Origin of the sequence: Streptomyces sulphureus DSM 40104, from assembly GCF_000381025.1 — a bacterium.
GTDB lineage: Bacteria > Actinomycetota > Actinomycetes > Streptomycetales > Streptomycetaceae > Streptomyces > Streptomyces sulphureus.
The window spans coordinates 523,042-537,115 of the sequence record NZ_KB905813.1 but is presented as its reverse complement, the minus strand read 5'-3'; the positions used below and the strand labels follow the sequence as shown (position 1 = coordinate 537,115).

Sequence of the window (14,074 nt, the reverse complement as noted above, 5' to 3'; positions counted from 1 at the left end):
AACCTACCCCGAACCACAGGACCTGCATGAGCCCCGCACCGCGCTTCGGCGTCAACTACACACCCGCACAGGGCTGGTTCCACCACTGGCTCGACTTCGACCTCGACGCCGTCCGCACCGATCTGGACGCCATCGCCTCGCTCGGCCTCGACCACGTCCGCGTCTTCCCGCTCTGGCCCGTCTTCCAGCCCAACCGCTCGCTGATCAGGCCGCGCGCGGTGGAGCAGCTCCTCCAACTCGCCGACGCGGCAGGGGAACGCGGCCTCGAGGTGAATGTCGACGGGCTCCAGGGCCACCTCTCCAGCTTCGACTTCCTGCCCTCCTGGACCGCGACGTGGCACCGCAGGAACCTCTTCACGGACCCCGAAGTCGTCGCGGCCCAGGCGGAGTACCTGCGCACCCTCGCGCAGGCCCTCGCCGACCGCCCGCACTTCCTCGGCATGACCGTGGGCAACGAGGTCAACCAGTTCTCCCACGCGCCCCACCCCGACCCCGACCCGGTCGGCCAGGACGGCGCAGGCGCCTGGCTGGAGCGGATGGTCGCAGCCTGCGAGGAAGGCGCCCCCGGCAGGCTCCACCTGCACGCGGCGTACGACGCGGCCTGGTACCAGGACGGCCACCCGTTCACACCCGCGCACGCGGCCCGCGTCGGCGCGGCGACCGCCGTCCACTCGTGGGTGTTCAACGGCACCGCGCAGCGCCACGGCCCCGGAGGTGCCGCAACGGAAGGGCACGCCGCCTACCTGATGGAGCTCTCCAAGGCATGGGCGCGTGACCCGCACCGCCCGGTGTGGCTCCAGGAGGTGGGGGCGCCCGCACCGCACGTGCCGCCGGAACGGGCCGCTGCCTTCACCGCGGCGACCGTCGCGCAGGCGCTCGACACCGAGGACGTCTGGGGCGTCACCTGGTGGTGCTCCCACGACGTCTCCCGCAGCCTCGCCGACTTCCCCGAACTCGAATACGACCTGGGCCTGTTCACCGTCGACCAGCACCCCAAACCCGCCGCACGCGCCCTCGCCGACGCGGCCGCGCAGGCCCGCGCGGAGTGGCGCCCCGCGCCGCCCCGTACGACGGCGCTGATCCTCGACGCGGTTCCCGAGGCGACCGCCGACGCACGCCCCGGCCGGTCCGTCTGCGCCCCCGGCGGCGCCTTCTTCGAGGCGTTCGCGCGCCTGGCGGCCGACGGCGCACGCCCCGCGGTGGTCCTGCGCGAGCACGCCGACGACCCGGCCCACCTGGCAGCCCGCGGCATCACGGAGACCGTCTCCGTCGAGCACGCCTCGTGACGTCCGACACCCTGCACACGTAAGCGGTTCGCACCGCCTTCGTCCGCACACCCGCACACCCTCACCCCCGCAGGAGCCCGCACCATGCACGACGACCGCGACCTGACCGAAGCCCGCCTCAAGCGGGTCCTCGACGAGCGCATCCGCCCCGCCGTCTACCCCGCCAGCGTGCCGCTCGAGGTGTCGGTCTGGCACGCCCCCGGCGAGCCGGTGCCCGTCGACGAGGGACTGGCAGCCCCGTACCGCCCCGTCTCGGTCGGCGAGAAGTGGGGCGCGCCCTGGGGGACGAGCTGGTTCCGGGTGACCGGGTCCGTCCCCGCCGAGTGGGCGGGCCGTACCGTGGAGGCGCTCCTCGACCTGGGCTTCGACGAGAACATGCCGGGGTTCCAGTGCGAGGGCCTCGTGTACCGCCCCGACGGCACCCCCGTGAAGGGCCTCAATCCGCGCAACCAGTGGGTGCGCATCGCCGATGAGGCCCTCGGCGGCGAGGAGTTGGACCTGCGCGTGGAGGCCGCCTCCAACCCCGTCATCCTCGACTACCACCCCTTCCTGCCCACCGCGCTGGGCGACAAGGAGACGGCGGGCGACGCACCGCAGTACCGCCTCGCCCGGATGGACCTCGCCGTCTTCGACGAGACCGTGTGGAACCTCGTACAGGACCTCGACGTACTCGGCGAGCTGGTGCCGGAGCTGCCCACCGACTCGGCACGGCGCTCGGAGATCCTCCGCGCCGTGGGCGAGGCGCTCGACGCCGTCGACCTCCAGGACGTGGGCGGCACGGCGGAGGCCGCACGCCGCTGTCTGCGCCAGGTACTCGCCGCCCCGGCGCAGGCGTCGGCGCACCGCATCAGCGCGGTGGGCCACGCGCACATCGACTCGGCGTGGCTGTGGCCGCTGCGAGAGACGGTGCGCAAGGTCGCCCGTACCGCCTCCAACATGACCGCGCTCCTCGACGACGAGCCGGATTTCGTCTTCGCCATGTCCCAGGCGCAGCAGTTCGCCTGGCTGCAGGAGCACAGGCCCGAGGTGTACGCGAAGGTGAAGCAGGCGGTGGCGGAGGGGCGGTTCGTCCCGTCGGGGGGCATGTGGGTCGAGTCCGACACCAACATGCCGGGCTCGGAGGCGATGGCCCGCCAGTTCGTGCACGGAAAGCGCTTCTTCCTCGAGGAGTTCGGGATAGAGAACGACGAGGCGTGGCTCCCCGACACGTTCGGCTTCGCGGCCGGTCTGCCTCAGATCATCAAGGCCGCCGGCGCCAAGTGGCTGCTCACCCAGAAGATCTCGTGGAGCCAGATCAACTCCTTCCCGCACCACACCTTCCAGTGGGAGGGCATCGACGGGACCAGGATCTTCACCCACTTCCCGCCCGTCGACACGTACAACTGCTCGATGAAGGGCGAGGAGATCGCCCACGCCGCACGCAACTTCAAGGACAAGGGCGCCGCCAGGCACTCGCTCGCGCCCACCGGCTGGGGCGACGGCGGCGGCGGTACGACCCGCGAGATGGTGGCCAGGGCCGCCCGGATGCGCGACCTGGAGGGCTCGGCAACCGTCGAGTGGGAGACACCGGCCGCCTTCTTCGCCAAGGCCGAGGCCGAATACCCGCAGGCACCCGTGTGGGTCGGCGAGCTCTACCTGGAGCTGCACCGCGCCACCCTCACCAGCCAGGCCAAGACCAAGCAGGGCAACAGGCGCAGCGAACACCTGCTGTACGAGGCGGAGTTGTGGGCCGCGACGGCACACGTCCGCGCCGGACACCCTTACCCGTACGAGCAGCTCGACCGGATCTGGAAGACGGTGCTCCTGCACCAGTTCCACGACATCCTGCCCGGCTCGTCCATCGCGTGGGTGCACAGGGAGGCGGAGCGCACGTACGCCGCCGTCGCGGACGAGCTGACGGGCGTCATCGAGGAGGCCCAGCGCGCACTCGCCGGCGAACCCGGCGAGGACGAAGGGAAGTTGGTCTTCAACTCCGCACCGCACGCCCGCCACGGCGTGCTCCCCGGCGGCGCCGCCCCCGCAGCACGCGCCGAGGGCGCCGTCACCGTGACCGAGCGCGAGGCAGGCGGCCTCGTCCTCGACAACGGCAGGCTGCGGGTCGCGCTGGACGCGCGGGGACTCGTCGTCTCCGCCTACGACATCCCCTCCGGACGGGAGGCGGTCGCCCCGGGGCAGGCCGCCAACCTCCTCCAGATCCACCCGGACTTCCCCAACATGTGGGACGCCTGGGACGTGGACGAGTTCTACCGCAACAGCGTCACCGACCTCACCGCCACCGACGAACTCACCGTCGTCACCGAGGGCCCGGAGTCCGCCTCCGTCCGCGTCACCCGGTCGTTCGGCGGCTCGCGGGCGATCCAGACGCTCACCCTCGACGCCGGCTCGGGGCGGCTCGACGTCGACACCGAGGTCGACTGGCACGAGACCGAGAAGTTCCTCAAGGTCGCCTTCCCCCTCGACGTTCACACCGACCGCTACGCCTCCGAGACCCAGTACGGGCACTACTTCCGGCCGACCCACACCAACACCAGTTGGGACGCGGCCAAGTTCGAGGCGTGCAACCACCGCTTCGTCCACCTGGAGGAGCCGGGCTGGGGCGTCGGACTCGTCACCGCCTCCACCTACGGCCACGACGTGACCCGCACCGTCCGCGCCCACGACCACGGCACCACGACCACGGTCCGGCTCTCCCTGCTGCGCGCCCCGCGCTTCCCCGACCCGCACACCGACCAGGGCGTGCACCGGTTCCGCTACGCGCTCGTCCCCGGCGCCTCCGTCGGTGACGCGGTGCGCGAAGGCTGGAGCCTCAACTTGCCCTCGCGCACCGTCCGGGGCGGCGGCGAGGTGGCCCCGCTGGTGACGGTGGACGACGACGCCGTCGTCCTCACCGCCGTCAAGCTCGCCGACGACGGCAGCGGCGACGTGGTGGCCCGCTTCCACGAGTCCCACGGCGGCCGCACCGCGGTGCGGCTGCGGCCGGGGTTCGAGGTGGCGCAGGTCGACGCCTGCGACCTGCTGGAGCGTCCGCTCGCCGCACCGCGCGAGCACACGGTGGGCGAGGACGGGACCGTCGCACTGACGTTGCGCCCCTTCGAGCTCGTCACGCTGCGTCTGACGCGCACGGGTGCGTGAGGTCGTGGGCGGGTCCAACCCGCCCCGCCTGGGCGGAGGTTGGTCGGCCGATCCCGGCCGTCGGGTCCCGAGCGCCAGCGTTCTCCGACGGAGACCGCGCTCGCTCCGCTCGGGTGTTCTTCGATCATTTCAGCCCGTGACGGCCGGGAGCGCCCTGACCGCGAGTGTCCGGCGGTGCACGACCAAGTAGCGGCCCCGACCAGCGCGTGGTGGCCGGCGGTTGTCCGCCGGCCACCACAGCATCCGGACGTGCCCCCTGGGGCCGGACGTCGGGCTACCGCTTCGACGCCTGGGATACTCCTCCGCCCGCCCCGAGGCCACCTGGTCGACTGGAGTCCCGGCTTCCCATGCCGACTCGGTACGGGCAACGCACTTCTTTGCTGCTCGCTTCTTTCCGCGCGCTCGTGGACGAACTCCGCGTCCGACTCGTCACGCAGGGGCATCCCTAGCCGAAGCCGGCACACGGGTTCGCCATGCAGGCCATCGGCCACAGCGGAAGCATCGCGGACGTCGGTCACCGGCTGGGCGTCAGCAAGCAGGCCGCGCACAGGACGGTCGAGAAACCGGAGGAACCGCGGTACGCACGGCGCCAACCCAGTCCCGTGGACCGCAGACGCACCGTGGTCGTACTCATCGAGCGGGGCCGGGAAGCTCTTGTCCTCTCGGGGCAGGCCCTCGACCGGATCGGGGACGAGTGGGCCGCCGAGGTGGGCGAGCAGGAGACGGCCGCACTGGGCAGCGCCCTGGAGGCTGTGGTGCGCCGGACGAAGTGGGCGGTGTCCCCGGGTGGTTGAGCCTCCTGGGCCTGTACGGGACCGTGGTCGCAGGGCCGGGTGAAGTCCGCAGGAACGGGAACATTCCGGCGGGCCGTTGCGTTGCCTCCGAGCCCGTCCGTCTCTCTTCCCCTGGGAGTACAGTGCCCGAGAACACGTACGCCACCTCCACCGTTCCCCCCGCACTTCCGGCCCTGAGCGCACAGGCCGAGCGACTCATCGAGCTGGGGGTGCACGAGCTGGCAGGGCTTTCTGCCGTCGAGCTTCGTACCTTCGCCGCAGCGGCCCCTGCGGGCGGTGAAGGCGCCCTGCTCGCTGTGCACCCGGAGCGTGCGCCCGCCTCCGGCTTGGCGCCGCTGCTCCGCCATGACGGCAAACCGGGTTTCGTCGTCACCGACATGCCCGATGTCGACCTCTTCGCCCCTCTCGACACGGTCGCGGTGCCCGACGCTCCGCTCTACCTCCTCACCGACCCCGACCGCGGCGACCACATGGCCAACTGGAGCCCTAACGAGGCGCTGCCTGCCCTCACTGCGAAGGCCCGAGCCCCGTTGCTGCTCACCGAGGGCATCCACTGGGTGCTGCAGCAGCCCGCAGTCCTGGAGCGCAACCACTGCTTCATGACCATCGGCTCTCGGCTGCGCAAAGCCGACGGCGTCCTGGACGCCCGCACGCCGGCACTCTGGATCAGCAACGGAACCGGGCGCGACGGCCGCGAGCGCCGCAACGCCCCCAAGGTCGGTTGGTGCTGGGCCGGTAACCGCCACACCTGGCTGGGCTTCGCCTCCACGACCGGCCGCCGGGTTCAGGACTTGCAGGGAGCCTGATCAGGCGGGGCGGAGGCTGCGCACACGGACAGCCACCGACTCCTCGGTGGCGTGCAGCGCGGCGTCCGGTGAGCAGCCGGGCCGAGTGCCACGGACGTGACGTCGGCCCCGAACTCGTGGGTTCCGGGGCCGACTTCCCCACCGGTGCGCCGTCCAGCCGGCGGCCTATGCCGAAGGCGCGGGCTGAAGCGCTGCCGGTGCACGCGCGTCGTCGGCCGAAGCGTCCGCTTCCGTGCCGTGCGGAGAAGCCTTGCCTCCACTTACGGCAGACGACATGGCAGACGTACGCAAAGCTGCGCTCCCCGCGTCTCCCGCACCGGTCCCCGTGCGCACCCCTGGCCACACTGACGCGTGCACCGAGGCGCTTCCTGGACGGCCAACAGGACGCCTCGCCACGGGTCTTCACCAGCTCCGGCGCTCGTGATCATCTCGCGCGCCTCAACTAAGCGGCCGATTCGCCGTCACCCCGTCCCGCGCCAGGGGTCCACGGAGTCCGGCAACCACTGCGCCGCCGGGTGGACCGTGCGCCAATGGCGGGCGATGTCCACGCGGCGTGCGACCCAGACGTCGGAGCGTTCCGCGACGAAGTCGAGGAACCTGCGGAGGTCCGCCGCACGGCCGGGGCGTCCACTGATCCGAAGGTGCAGCCCGACGCTCATCATCTTGGGGAACTCCGCCCCCTCTTCGAGCAAGAGCTCCAACGCCCGCGTGAGATAGGAGGAGAAGGACTCGGACTGGAACCCGTAGGTGTTGACGTAGCGACCGTCGTTGTTGTCGAGGGTGTAGGGAACGACGAGGTGGGCGGTGCCCTCGACGTCGGTCCAGTACGGCAGGTCGTCGCTGAAGGAGTCCGAGTCGTAGAGGAAACCGCCGTGCTCGACGACGAGGCGGCGGGTGTTCTCGCTGTTGCGACCGGTGTACCAACCGAGCGGCGGCTCGCCGCACACATCGGCGTGGATCTGCACCGCCCGCTCGACGTGTGCCCGCTCGGTCTCCGCGTCGAGTGCCGCGTAGTTGATCCACCGGAGCGAGTGCGAGGCCAGCTCCCAGCCGGACTCCCCTGCCGCCGCCACGAGTTCGGGATTGCGCCGGAGCGACTCGGCGATCCCGAAGACCGTCACCGGGAGACCGCGCTCCGCGAACATGCGTCGCAGCCGCCAGAAGCCCGCGCGGGTGCCGTACTCGTACTGCGACTCGACGTTGAGGTTGCGGCGCCCGGGCAGTGCGGCGGTCGGTTCCTCGGTGAGAAACGCCTCCGAGGCGTCGTCACCGTGGAGAATGTTGTTCTCGCCGCCCTCCTCCACGTTGACGACGAACTGCACGGCCACCTTCGCTCCGCCGGGCCACTGTGCGTGCGGGAGTTGCCTGCCGTAGCCGGCCAGGTCTCGGGGGTAGTCGCTGGAGGGGAAGGGGGGCATCAGCAGTCCCTGCCTTGATCGCGAAAGGCCGTGCTGCCACGGGCACACGCACGGTACCCTGTGACCGGCAGGCGTTGGTCAGTTTTGACTAACCATGGTCGCCGAGGTGCTCCGCGTCAAGTGCACGCTCTTCGGCGGCCTGCCCCTCGCCCCGGGCGAGGGCCGGTGGCGAACGAGGCGTCCGAAGGGACGAGCGAGGGGACGATCATGAACGACCGCGAAGGGGCCATGCTGGCGCTGCTGCAGTTGATGTCGGCGTCCAGCACCCCGCTGGGCACCCGCAACGCGCAGCGCGAGCTGGCACAGCGGGGCAGGGAGCTCAGCGAGTCCTCCGTCTCGCGCCTGCTGCGGGAGATGGATGCGCGGGGTTGGACGACGCCCGTCGGCGCCAAGGGGCGCACGCTCGCCGCCGAGGGGCGACGCCGAGCGGCCGAAGCCGTTCTGACCCACCGCACCTCGGACTCGCTGCAGCACGCGGTGCGCGACACCAAGGACCTCCTCGACCTGCTCAGGGCGCGCCGGGCGGTGGAGAGCGCGGTCGCGGGCGATGCGGCTCGCGAGCCGGAGGAGGGCCGGCTGGTGGAGCTGCGGGAGCTGTGCGACCAGCACGCCCACACCGTCGGCAGCGCCCCCCTGATCGAGCAGCCGGGGCTGCGGTTCCACCGGGCGCTGGTCGAGATGTCGACGAACAGGATGCTCAAAGTGGCCGCCGAGATGATGCTCGCGTCCCATTTGGACCGAGTGGAAGCGGTGCTCGACACCATCCTCGCCACCCGGCGCGACGAGGAGAAGGTGATCGCCGAGCACCGGGCGGTGCTGGACCGGATCGGCCACCGCGATGCCGCAGGTGCCGAAGAGGCCATGAGGGCGCACTTCGAGGAGATGATCGCGGCCGTGGAGACGTCGATCGTCGGGGGGAACGAGGTCCTCGTCCAGCGGCTGCTGGACTGGATGCCCGCGGGCGAGTAGCTCACGAGCAGCGTTCGTCACTATTGACAGACGCTAGGCGCTCCTCAACACTGTCGTGCACCGCCGCACGCTCGACGATGCGGCACCACCGACGACAGGAGCAGGCATGCCCCAAGCAGGCACCATGGCCCCCGCCCGTATCCTTCCGCGCCCCGCCGGTGCCCGGTACCAGGACGAGCACCGCAAGTGGCAGGGCATCCCCTCGGTGGAGCGCACCCGGGGCGGTCGGCTCTACGTCAACTGGTACACCGGGCAGGAGACGGAGACCTCGGGCAACTTCGTCGTCGTCACGACCAGCGACGACGACGGCAGCACCTGGACCGGCCCCCGGTTCGTCGTCGAGCACGACGACCCGGCGGTGCGCGTGTACGACCCGACGCTGTGGCGGGACCCCGCCGACAGGCTCTGGCTCACCTGGAACCAGAGCAGCGGCTTCTTCGACGGCCGGATCGGCGTCTGGGCCGCGACCAGCGACAACCCCGACGACGACGAGCCCGTCTGGTCCGCCCCGCGCCGGATAGCCAACGGCATCATGATGAACAAGCCCACCGTGCTCTCCGACGGGACCTGGCTCTTCCCCGCAGCGATCTGGGCCTGCCACGCCGCCACCGAGGAACACCCGCTGGAGCAGGAGCGGTTCTCCAACGTCTACGCCTCGACCGACGCGGGCGAGACGGTCTCCTACCTCGGCGGGGCCGACATACCCAACCGCAGCTTCGACGAACACATGGTCGTCGAAAAGCGCGACGGCACACTGTGGATGCTCGTCCGACGGTTCGACGGCGTCGGCGAAAGCTTCTCGGAGGACGGCGGCCGGACGTGGACGCCGGGTCGCCTCAGCCACGTCGACGGCCCCTGCTCCCGCTTCCACATCCGCCGACTGCCTTCGGGCCGCCTCCTGATGATCAACCACGCGGATTTCGGGGATCGTCGCCCTCGCGCGGAGATCGAGCAGCAGGGCGACGTCAAGGAGTGGAAGGGCCGCACCAACCTCACGGCCTTCCTCAGCGACGACGACGGCGTGAGCTGGCCGCACCGCCTCCTCCTCGACGACCGTGACGACGTCTCCTACCCCGACGCCGCCATCACCGACGACGGTCGGCTCTTCGTCGTCTACGACCATGACCGCTTCGGCGACCGGGCCGTCTACCTCGCCAGGTTCACCGAGGACGACATCCTGGCCGGCCGGATGGACAGCGACGGCTCCGCCTCCCGCGTGCTCGTCAACCGCGCCCTCGCGCAGCCCGAGCCCGGGACGACCGCCACCCGGTGAACTGGCGCCCGCGGTGATCACGCCGACCACCTCTGGGGGCGCCGCACCGATCCGCATTGGCTCGCATCAGCAGAGGAAAGATCCATGGCAACGACACAAGCGGCGTCGGCGAAGTGGTGGGCGAGACTCCCCAATTGGAAGTTCCGACTGCTCCCCCGAGACACCCGCACCATCATCACGTGCGTCTTCCTGGGGCTCACCATGGCGGTGATCAACCAGATCACCGAGCGCCTCGACCTCGCCCTGACCGGCGGCAGCATTCCGATCGTGTCGGCGATCGTCGTCTGCGCGATATGGGTGCCCTCCGCGGCGTTCTACGGCCTCACCGGAGCCCTGATCACCGCGTGGATCAACCCGATCATCTCCAACCTCACGGCCTCCCAACCGATGGCGCCCTTCCTCTTCCTCACCAACGCCGCGCACACGGTCCCCGTGGCGCTGCTGGTGTGGCTGGTGAAGTCGCGGGACAAGGGCCTGAAGTTGTGGCAGGTCCTTCTCATCGGACAGCTCGGCGGCGTGTGCGACGCCCTCATGTTCGGCCTCGGCAACCGCGTCATCCTGCACCTGCCCTGGGACTTCATCACAGGTCAGGTCCTCGTCGTGCAGCCGTGCTACCTCCTCGGCTCGTTCATCACCTACGGGATCATGCGTCGGCTGGTCAACACCGGACTCGTCCAGAAGCAACGCGACCTCAAGGCGGCCGCCGATGCCGTCTGACCGGTCCACACGAACCAAGGGGAGCTCCCGATGAGCGGAACGATGCTCTACCAGCCGGGAGGGACGTTCCTCCACCGCGCGGACGCCCGCGCGAAGATCGCCGCCATCCTCGTCGTGCTCGTCCTGGCACTGATGACGACGCGCATCGACGTGCTCGTCGTGCTCACCGCCGTGGTCGTCGTCGGCCTCGCCGCCTCCGCACGCATCACGCCGGCGTCCTATGCCAAGGCGCTGCTCCTGATCATCCCGCTGATCCTGCTGCTCACCCTGTTGCAGGCGCTCGTCCAAGGAGGACCGGCGCTGGCCACCGTCGCCGGGGTCTCCCTCTCGCGGGAGGGCGTGCTGCTCGGGTTGGGCATCGGCATGCGCCTGTTCGCCATGGGGATCTGCTTCTACGGATTCTCGGTGACGACGAGCCCCTCGGACATCGCGCTCGCGCTCAACAAGGCAGGTCTGCCCTACAAGTTCGCCTACCTGACGAGCTTCGCCTTCCGCTTCCTGCCGCTGCTGCAGGACGAGGCACGCACTCTGCTCACCGCCATGGCGGTGCGCGGGTCGGCCGAGACCAGCTCGCGGCACCCGATCCGGCGCGGTCGCGCGATCGTCCGGATGCTCTTTCCGATGCTCGCCGGCTCCATGAAGCGCAGCAGCGACATCGCCCTGTCGATGGAGCTGCGCGGCTACAGCCTGCCCGGGCGGCGGACCTTCTACCGGACGACTTCCTTCCGGGCGGCTGACGCCTGGCTGATCGCCGGCGTGGTCCTGGTGGCCGCCGCGCTCCTGGTCATGCAGTGGCAGCTTCCCGCACCATTCACCGAAGGGGCGTGAACATGACTGCACCAGCACTGGCGGTCTCCGGCCTGTCCGTCCGCTACGAGGGGGCCGAGCAACGCGCGCTAGACGAGGTCGACTTCGAGGTCGCCCCCGGGGAGATCCTGGGCATCCTCGGTCCGACAGGCGCAGGGAAGTCGACCCTGATGCAGTGCCTGTCGGGCGTCATCCCCCGTCACGAGGACAACGCCGGCATGCGCGGCGAAGTATTCGTCTTCGGGCGTCCGCTCTCGGAGTTCGCCGGTCTCTCCGAGATCACCGAGACCGTCGGCCTCGTCATGCAGGACCCGGAGGTGCAGCTCGTCAACACCGTGGTGCGCGAAGAGCTCGTCTGGGGCATGGAGAACCGGGGGACGCCGGTACCGGAGATCGAACGCCGCCTGGAGCGGGCCTGCCAACTCTTCGACATCGGCGGCCTTCTCGACCGGTTCACGCACGCCCTCTCGGGCGGGGAGAAGCAGCGCGTCGTCGTCGCGTCGATCTTCTGCCTCAACCCGCGGATCATGCTCCTCGACGAGCCGACGTCCGAACTCGACCCGGCAGGCACCGAGAGCGTCATGGACGCCATCCGTGTACTCGCGGGCGAGGGCGTCACCGTCCTCCTCGTCGAGCACAAGGTCGAGGAGCTGGCCGTCTACGCCGACCGTCTTCTCGTCCTGAGGCACGGACGCGTCGAGGCGGCCGGCAGCCCCCGCGACGTGCTCACGGGCCCGACGGCGCCGGACCGGCCCCAAGTCCTCGACATCGCCCTGCGGTTGAAGGAGCGGGGGCACTGGGACGCCGAGGTGCCGCTCTCCGTTCCCAAGGCGGTGGCCGCCTGGCAGGCGATGACGAACGACCCGCACAGTGACAGGAACCGCTCATGAACCACTCGGAGAACGTCATCGAGATGGTCGACGTCGAGCACACCTACGGTCGAGGCGCGGCGGCTCTGGCCGGGGTCGATCTGACGATCGGCCGGGGCGAGTTCGTCGCGATCATCGGCAGGAACGGCTCGGGCAAGACGACTCTCGCCAAGCACTTCAACGGCCTGCTCCGGCCGACGAACCCCCGCGGTACGGTCCGTCTGCACACCAAGGACGGCGCCACGGTGGACACCCGCGGCACACGGCTGCACCATCTCGCCGCGACCGTGGGGTACGTCTTCCAGAACCCGGACCGCCAGATCTTCCACGACACCTGCCGCGAAGAGCTCGAGTACGGGCCGCGCAACCTCGGCACCGACCCCGCGGAGCTCGCCCGAGAGGTGCGCAGCAGCCTGGAGTTGGTGGGCCTGGAGGGGCACGAGGAGACCAACCCCATCCACCTCTCCCGGGGCGAACGCCAACGCCTCGCCATCGCCTCGACCCTGATCATGGGGTGCGACGTCGCCGTCGTCGACGAACCCACCACGGGGCAGGACCGGGCGGAGTCGCGCAAGATCCTCGACGCCCTCGCCCACCACCACGCCCGTGGCCGGACGATCGTCATCATCTCCCACGACATGGCGCTGGTCGCCGAGTACGCCACCCGCGTCATCGCCATGCGCCAGGGCCGCCTCCTGACCGACGGCTCGCCGGCCGAGGTCTTCTCGCAGCGCGAGGTCATCCAGGAGAGCAACATCCGGCCTCCGCAGGCGGCGGTGCTCGCCGCCGAACTCGGTCTCCCCGGCGTCCTGACGGTCGACGACGCGGTCCGTGCGATGAGCGAGAGCCGCACCCCGGCAGCGTCACCCGACGTATCCCCGATCCACGACGACAAGGTCCACTGAACATGCACTACCTGGTCACAGGCGCCGGGGGCTTCGTCATGAGCGTCCTCGTCAAACAGCTACTCGCCACGGAGCCCGACGCCGTCGTCACCGCCGTCGACCTGCATCCGCCCGACGAGGTCCTCACCGGCTTCCTCGCCGGACACGAGGAACGGGTGCACTACGCCCGGGCCGACGTCGCCGACAGCGCAACGCTCTCGGAGACGCTCACGAAGGCGGCGCCGGACGTGGTGGTGCACGGGGCCACCGTCACCCACGACGCAACGACCGAGTATCGGGACCCCGCCCGTTTCGTCCGCGTCAACGTCGGAGGGACGACGGCCGTACTCGACGCCGCACGGCGAACGGAGAGTGTGCGCCGCGTCCTCCTCGTCAGCAGCGGCGCCGTGTACGGGAGTTCGTCGCGGCGCTTGCTGACGGAGGACTCGGCGCCGGAGCCCGACGAGATGTACGGCGTCAGCAAAGTCGCCGCCGAGCTCGTCGCCCGACGGTTCGGTGAGCTCTACGACCTCGACGTACCGGTGGCGCGCCTGACCAAGATGTTCGGCCCCATGGAACGGCCGAGCCCGGGGCGCGCCGTCATGTCGCTGCCGTACCACCTCGCCGCGGCAGCGGTGCGCCGCCGGCCCGTCGGGCTCACCGAGCGCACGCTCCGGGCGGGCGGTGACTGGCTCGGGGCGACCGAAGCCGCCCGCGCCCTGCACCTGCTCGCCCGCGGTCAGGGCACGGCACGGGGAACCTACAACCTCTCCAGCGGCACCCGGACCAGCGTCCCCGACCTCCTGGCGCTCTTCGGCGTCGAGCCCCGGCAAGCCCCGCCGGAGACGGCGGACGCCGACATGGACCCGGACGCCGAGAGCGGCAAGGACGGCATCTACGCCGCCGACCGAGCCCAGCGCGACCTGGCCTGGCAGCCGACGCCGCTGAGCGAGCAGGTCGCCGAGTACGTCGCATGGGCGCGCGCACACCCGGAGTTGTTCGCAAGCGGCGGGTGACACCGCACCGACCCCGCTGTCCTCACGCGGCCACCTCCGCTCGGGGGTGGCAGCGGCCGTTCTCCGATCCGCGCCACACGTCGGCCGACTCTTCGGGGGAGCC

12 protein-coding genes are annotated in these 14,074 nt (G+C 70.7%); 11 read left to right on the top strand and 1 reads right to left on the bottom strand.

Features of this window, described 5'->3' with window-relative positions:
• The first annotated feature begins 26 nt into the window (after positions 1–26).
• The 4 genes from F603_RS0102415 to F603_RS0102400 all read left to right on the top strand — a co-directional run bounded on the left by F603_RS0102415 (position 27) and on the right by F603_RS0102400 (position 6,018).
• Complete coding sequence (locus F603_RS0102415; RefSeq protein ID WP_019544420.1) at positions 27–1,286, top strand: glycoside hydrolase 5 family protein; 1,260 nt, start codon at positions 27–29, stop codon at positions 1,284–1,286.
• A gap of 84 nt (positions 1,287–1,370) precedes the next feature.
• Entirely contained in the window at positions 1,371–4,418 is a 3,048-nt protein-coding gene (locus F603_RS0102410) for an alpha-mannosidase (protein WP_019544419.1), read from the top strand.
• Positions 4,419–4,891: 473 nt separating this feature from the next.
• Positions 4,892–5,212 (top strand): MarR family transcriptional regulator, encoded by a 321-nt coding sequence (locus tag F603_RS31430; protein ID WP_019544418.1) that lies wholly within the window; start codon positions 4,892–4,894, stop codon positions 5,210–5,212.
• A gap of 122 nt (positions 5,213–5,334) precedes the next feature.
• A complete protein-coding gene (locus tag F603_RS0102400) occupies positions 5,335–6,018 on the top strand; it encodes a DUF5701 family protein (protein ID WP_019544417.1) in 684 nt (227 codons plus the stop codon).
• A 461-nt stretch (positions 6,019–6,479) separates the two neighbouring features.
• On the opposite strand, the gene puuE is transcribed toward F603_RS0102400, so the two are convergent.
• Positions 6,480–7,436, bottom strand: coding sequence for an allantoinase PuuE (puuE, locus tag F603_RS0102395; RefSeq protein ID WP_019544416.1), 957 nt, complete (start codon positions 7,434–7,436; stop codon positions 6,480–6,482).
• Between the two features lie 207 nt (positions 7,437–7,643).
• On the opposite strand from puuE, the gene F603_RS0102390 reads away from it, so the two are divergent.
• The 7 genes from F603_RS0102390 to F603_RS0102360 all read left to right on the top strand — a co-directional run bounded on the left by F603_RS0102390 (position 7,644) and on the right by F603_RS0102360 (position 13,971).
• Positions 7,644–8,405: an FCD domain-containing protein gene (locus F603_RS0102390; RefSeq protein WP_106431226.1), complete on the top strand. Its 762-nt coding sequence runs from the start codon at positions 7,644–7,646 to the stop codon at positions 8,403–8,405.
• A 106-nt stretch (positions 8,406–8,511) separates the two neighbouring features.
• The gene (locus F603_RS0102385) at positions 8,512–9,678 is read left to right on the top strand and encodes a sialidase family protein (protein WP_026328071.1); all 1,167 of its coding nucleotides are present in this window, start codon (positions 8,512–8,514) and stop codon (positions 9,676–9,678) included.
• Between the two features lie 84 nt (positions 9,679–9,762).
• Positions 9,763–10,395: a hypothetical protein gene (locus F603_RS0102380; RefSeq protein WP_019544413.1), complete on the top strand. Its 633-nt coding sequence runs from the start codon at positions 9,763–9,765 to the stop codon at positions 10,393–10,395.
• A gap of 30 nt (positions 10,396–10,425) precedes the next feature.
• The gene (locus F603_RS0102375; protein WP_019544412.1) at positions 10,426–11,223 is read left to right on the top strand and encodes an energy-coupling factor transporter transmembrane component T family protein; all 798 of its coding nucleotides are present in this window, start codon (positions 10,426–10,428) and stop codon (positions 11,221–11,223) included.
• A gap of 2 nt (positions 11,224–11,225) precedes the next feature.
• On the top strand, positions 11,226–12,092 hold the full coding sequence (locus F603_RS0102370) for an energy-coupling factor ABC transporter ATP-binding protein (protein WP_026328070.1): 867 nt from the start codon (positions 11,226–11,228) through the stop codon (positions 12,090–12,092).
• Positions 12,089–12,976: an energy-coupling factor ABC transporter ATP-binding protein gene (locus tag F603_RS0102365; protein WP_019544410.1), complete on the top strand. Its 888-nt coding sequence runs from the start codon at positions 12,089–12,091 to the stop codon at positions 12,974–12,976. Before F603_RS0102370 ends, F603_RS0102365 begins: the two co-directional genes overlap by 4 nt.
• Before the next feature lie 2 nt (positions 12,977–12,978).
• Complete coding sequence (locus F603_RS0102360; protein WP_019544409.1) at positions 12,979–13,971, top strand: NAD-dependent epimerase/dehydratase family protein; 993 nt, start codon at positions 12,979–12,981, stop codon at positions 13,969–13,971.
• Positions 13,972–14,074 lie beyond the last annotated feature (103 nt).

Bases quoted from the DNA above. Each gene is read 5' to 3' on its own strand.
- F603_RS0102360 (WP_019544409.1), top strand. From the start codon at position 12,979: ATGCACTACCTGGTCACAGGCGCCGGGGGCTTCGTCATGAGCGTCCTC.
- F603_RS0102375 (WP_019544412.1), top strand. From the start codon at position 10,426: ATGAGCGGAACGATGCTCTACCAGCCGGGAGGGACGTTCCTCCACCGC.
- F603_RS31430 (WP_019544418.1), top strand. From the start codon at position 4,892: ATGCAGGCCATCGGCCACAGCGGAAGCATCGCGGACGTCGGTCACCGG.
- F603_RS0102410 (WP_019544419.1), top strand. From the start codon at position 1,371: ATGCACGACGACCGCGACCTGACCGAAGCCCGCCTCAAGCGGGTCCTC.
- F603_RS0102380 (WP_019544413.1), top strand. From the start codon at position 9,763: ATGGCAACGACACAAGCGGCGTCGGCGAAGTGGTGGGCGAGACTCCCC.
- puuE (WP_019544416.1), bottom strand. From the start codon at position 7,436: ATGCCCCCCTTCCCCTCCAGCGACTACCCCCGAGACCTGGCCGGCTAC.
- F603_RS0102415 (WP_019544420.1), top strand. From the start codon at position 27: ATGAGCCCCGCACCGCGCTTCGGCGTCAACTACACACCCGCACAGGGC.
- F603_RS0102365 (WP_019544410.1), top strand. From the start codon at position 12,089: ATGAACCACTCGGAGAACGTCATCGAGATGGTCGACGTCGAGCACACC.
- F603_RS0102390 (WP_106431226.1), top strand. From the start codon at position 7,644: ATGAACGACCGCGAAGGGGCCATGCTGGCGCTGCTGCAGTTGATGTCG.
- F603_RS0102385 (WP_026328071.1), top strand. From the start codon at position 8,512: ATGCCCCAAGCAGGCACCATGGCCCCCGCCCGTATCCTTCCGCGCCCC.
- F603_RS0102370 (WP_026328070.1), top strand. From the start codon at position 11,226: ATGACTGCACCAGCACTGGCGGTCTCCGGCCTGTCCGTCCGCTACGAG.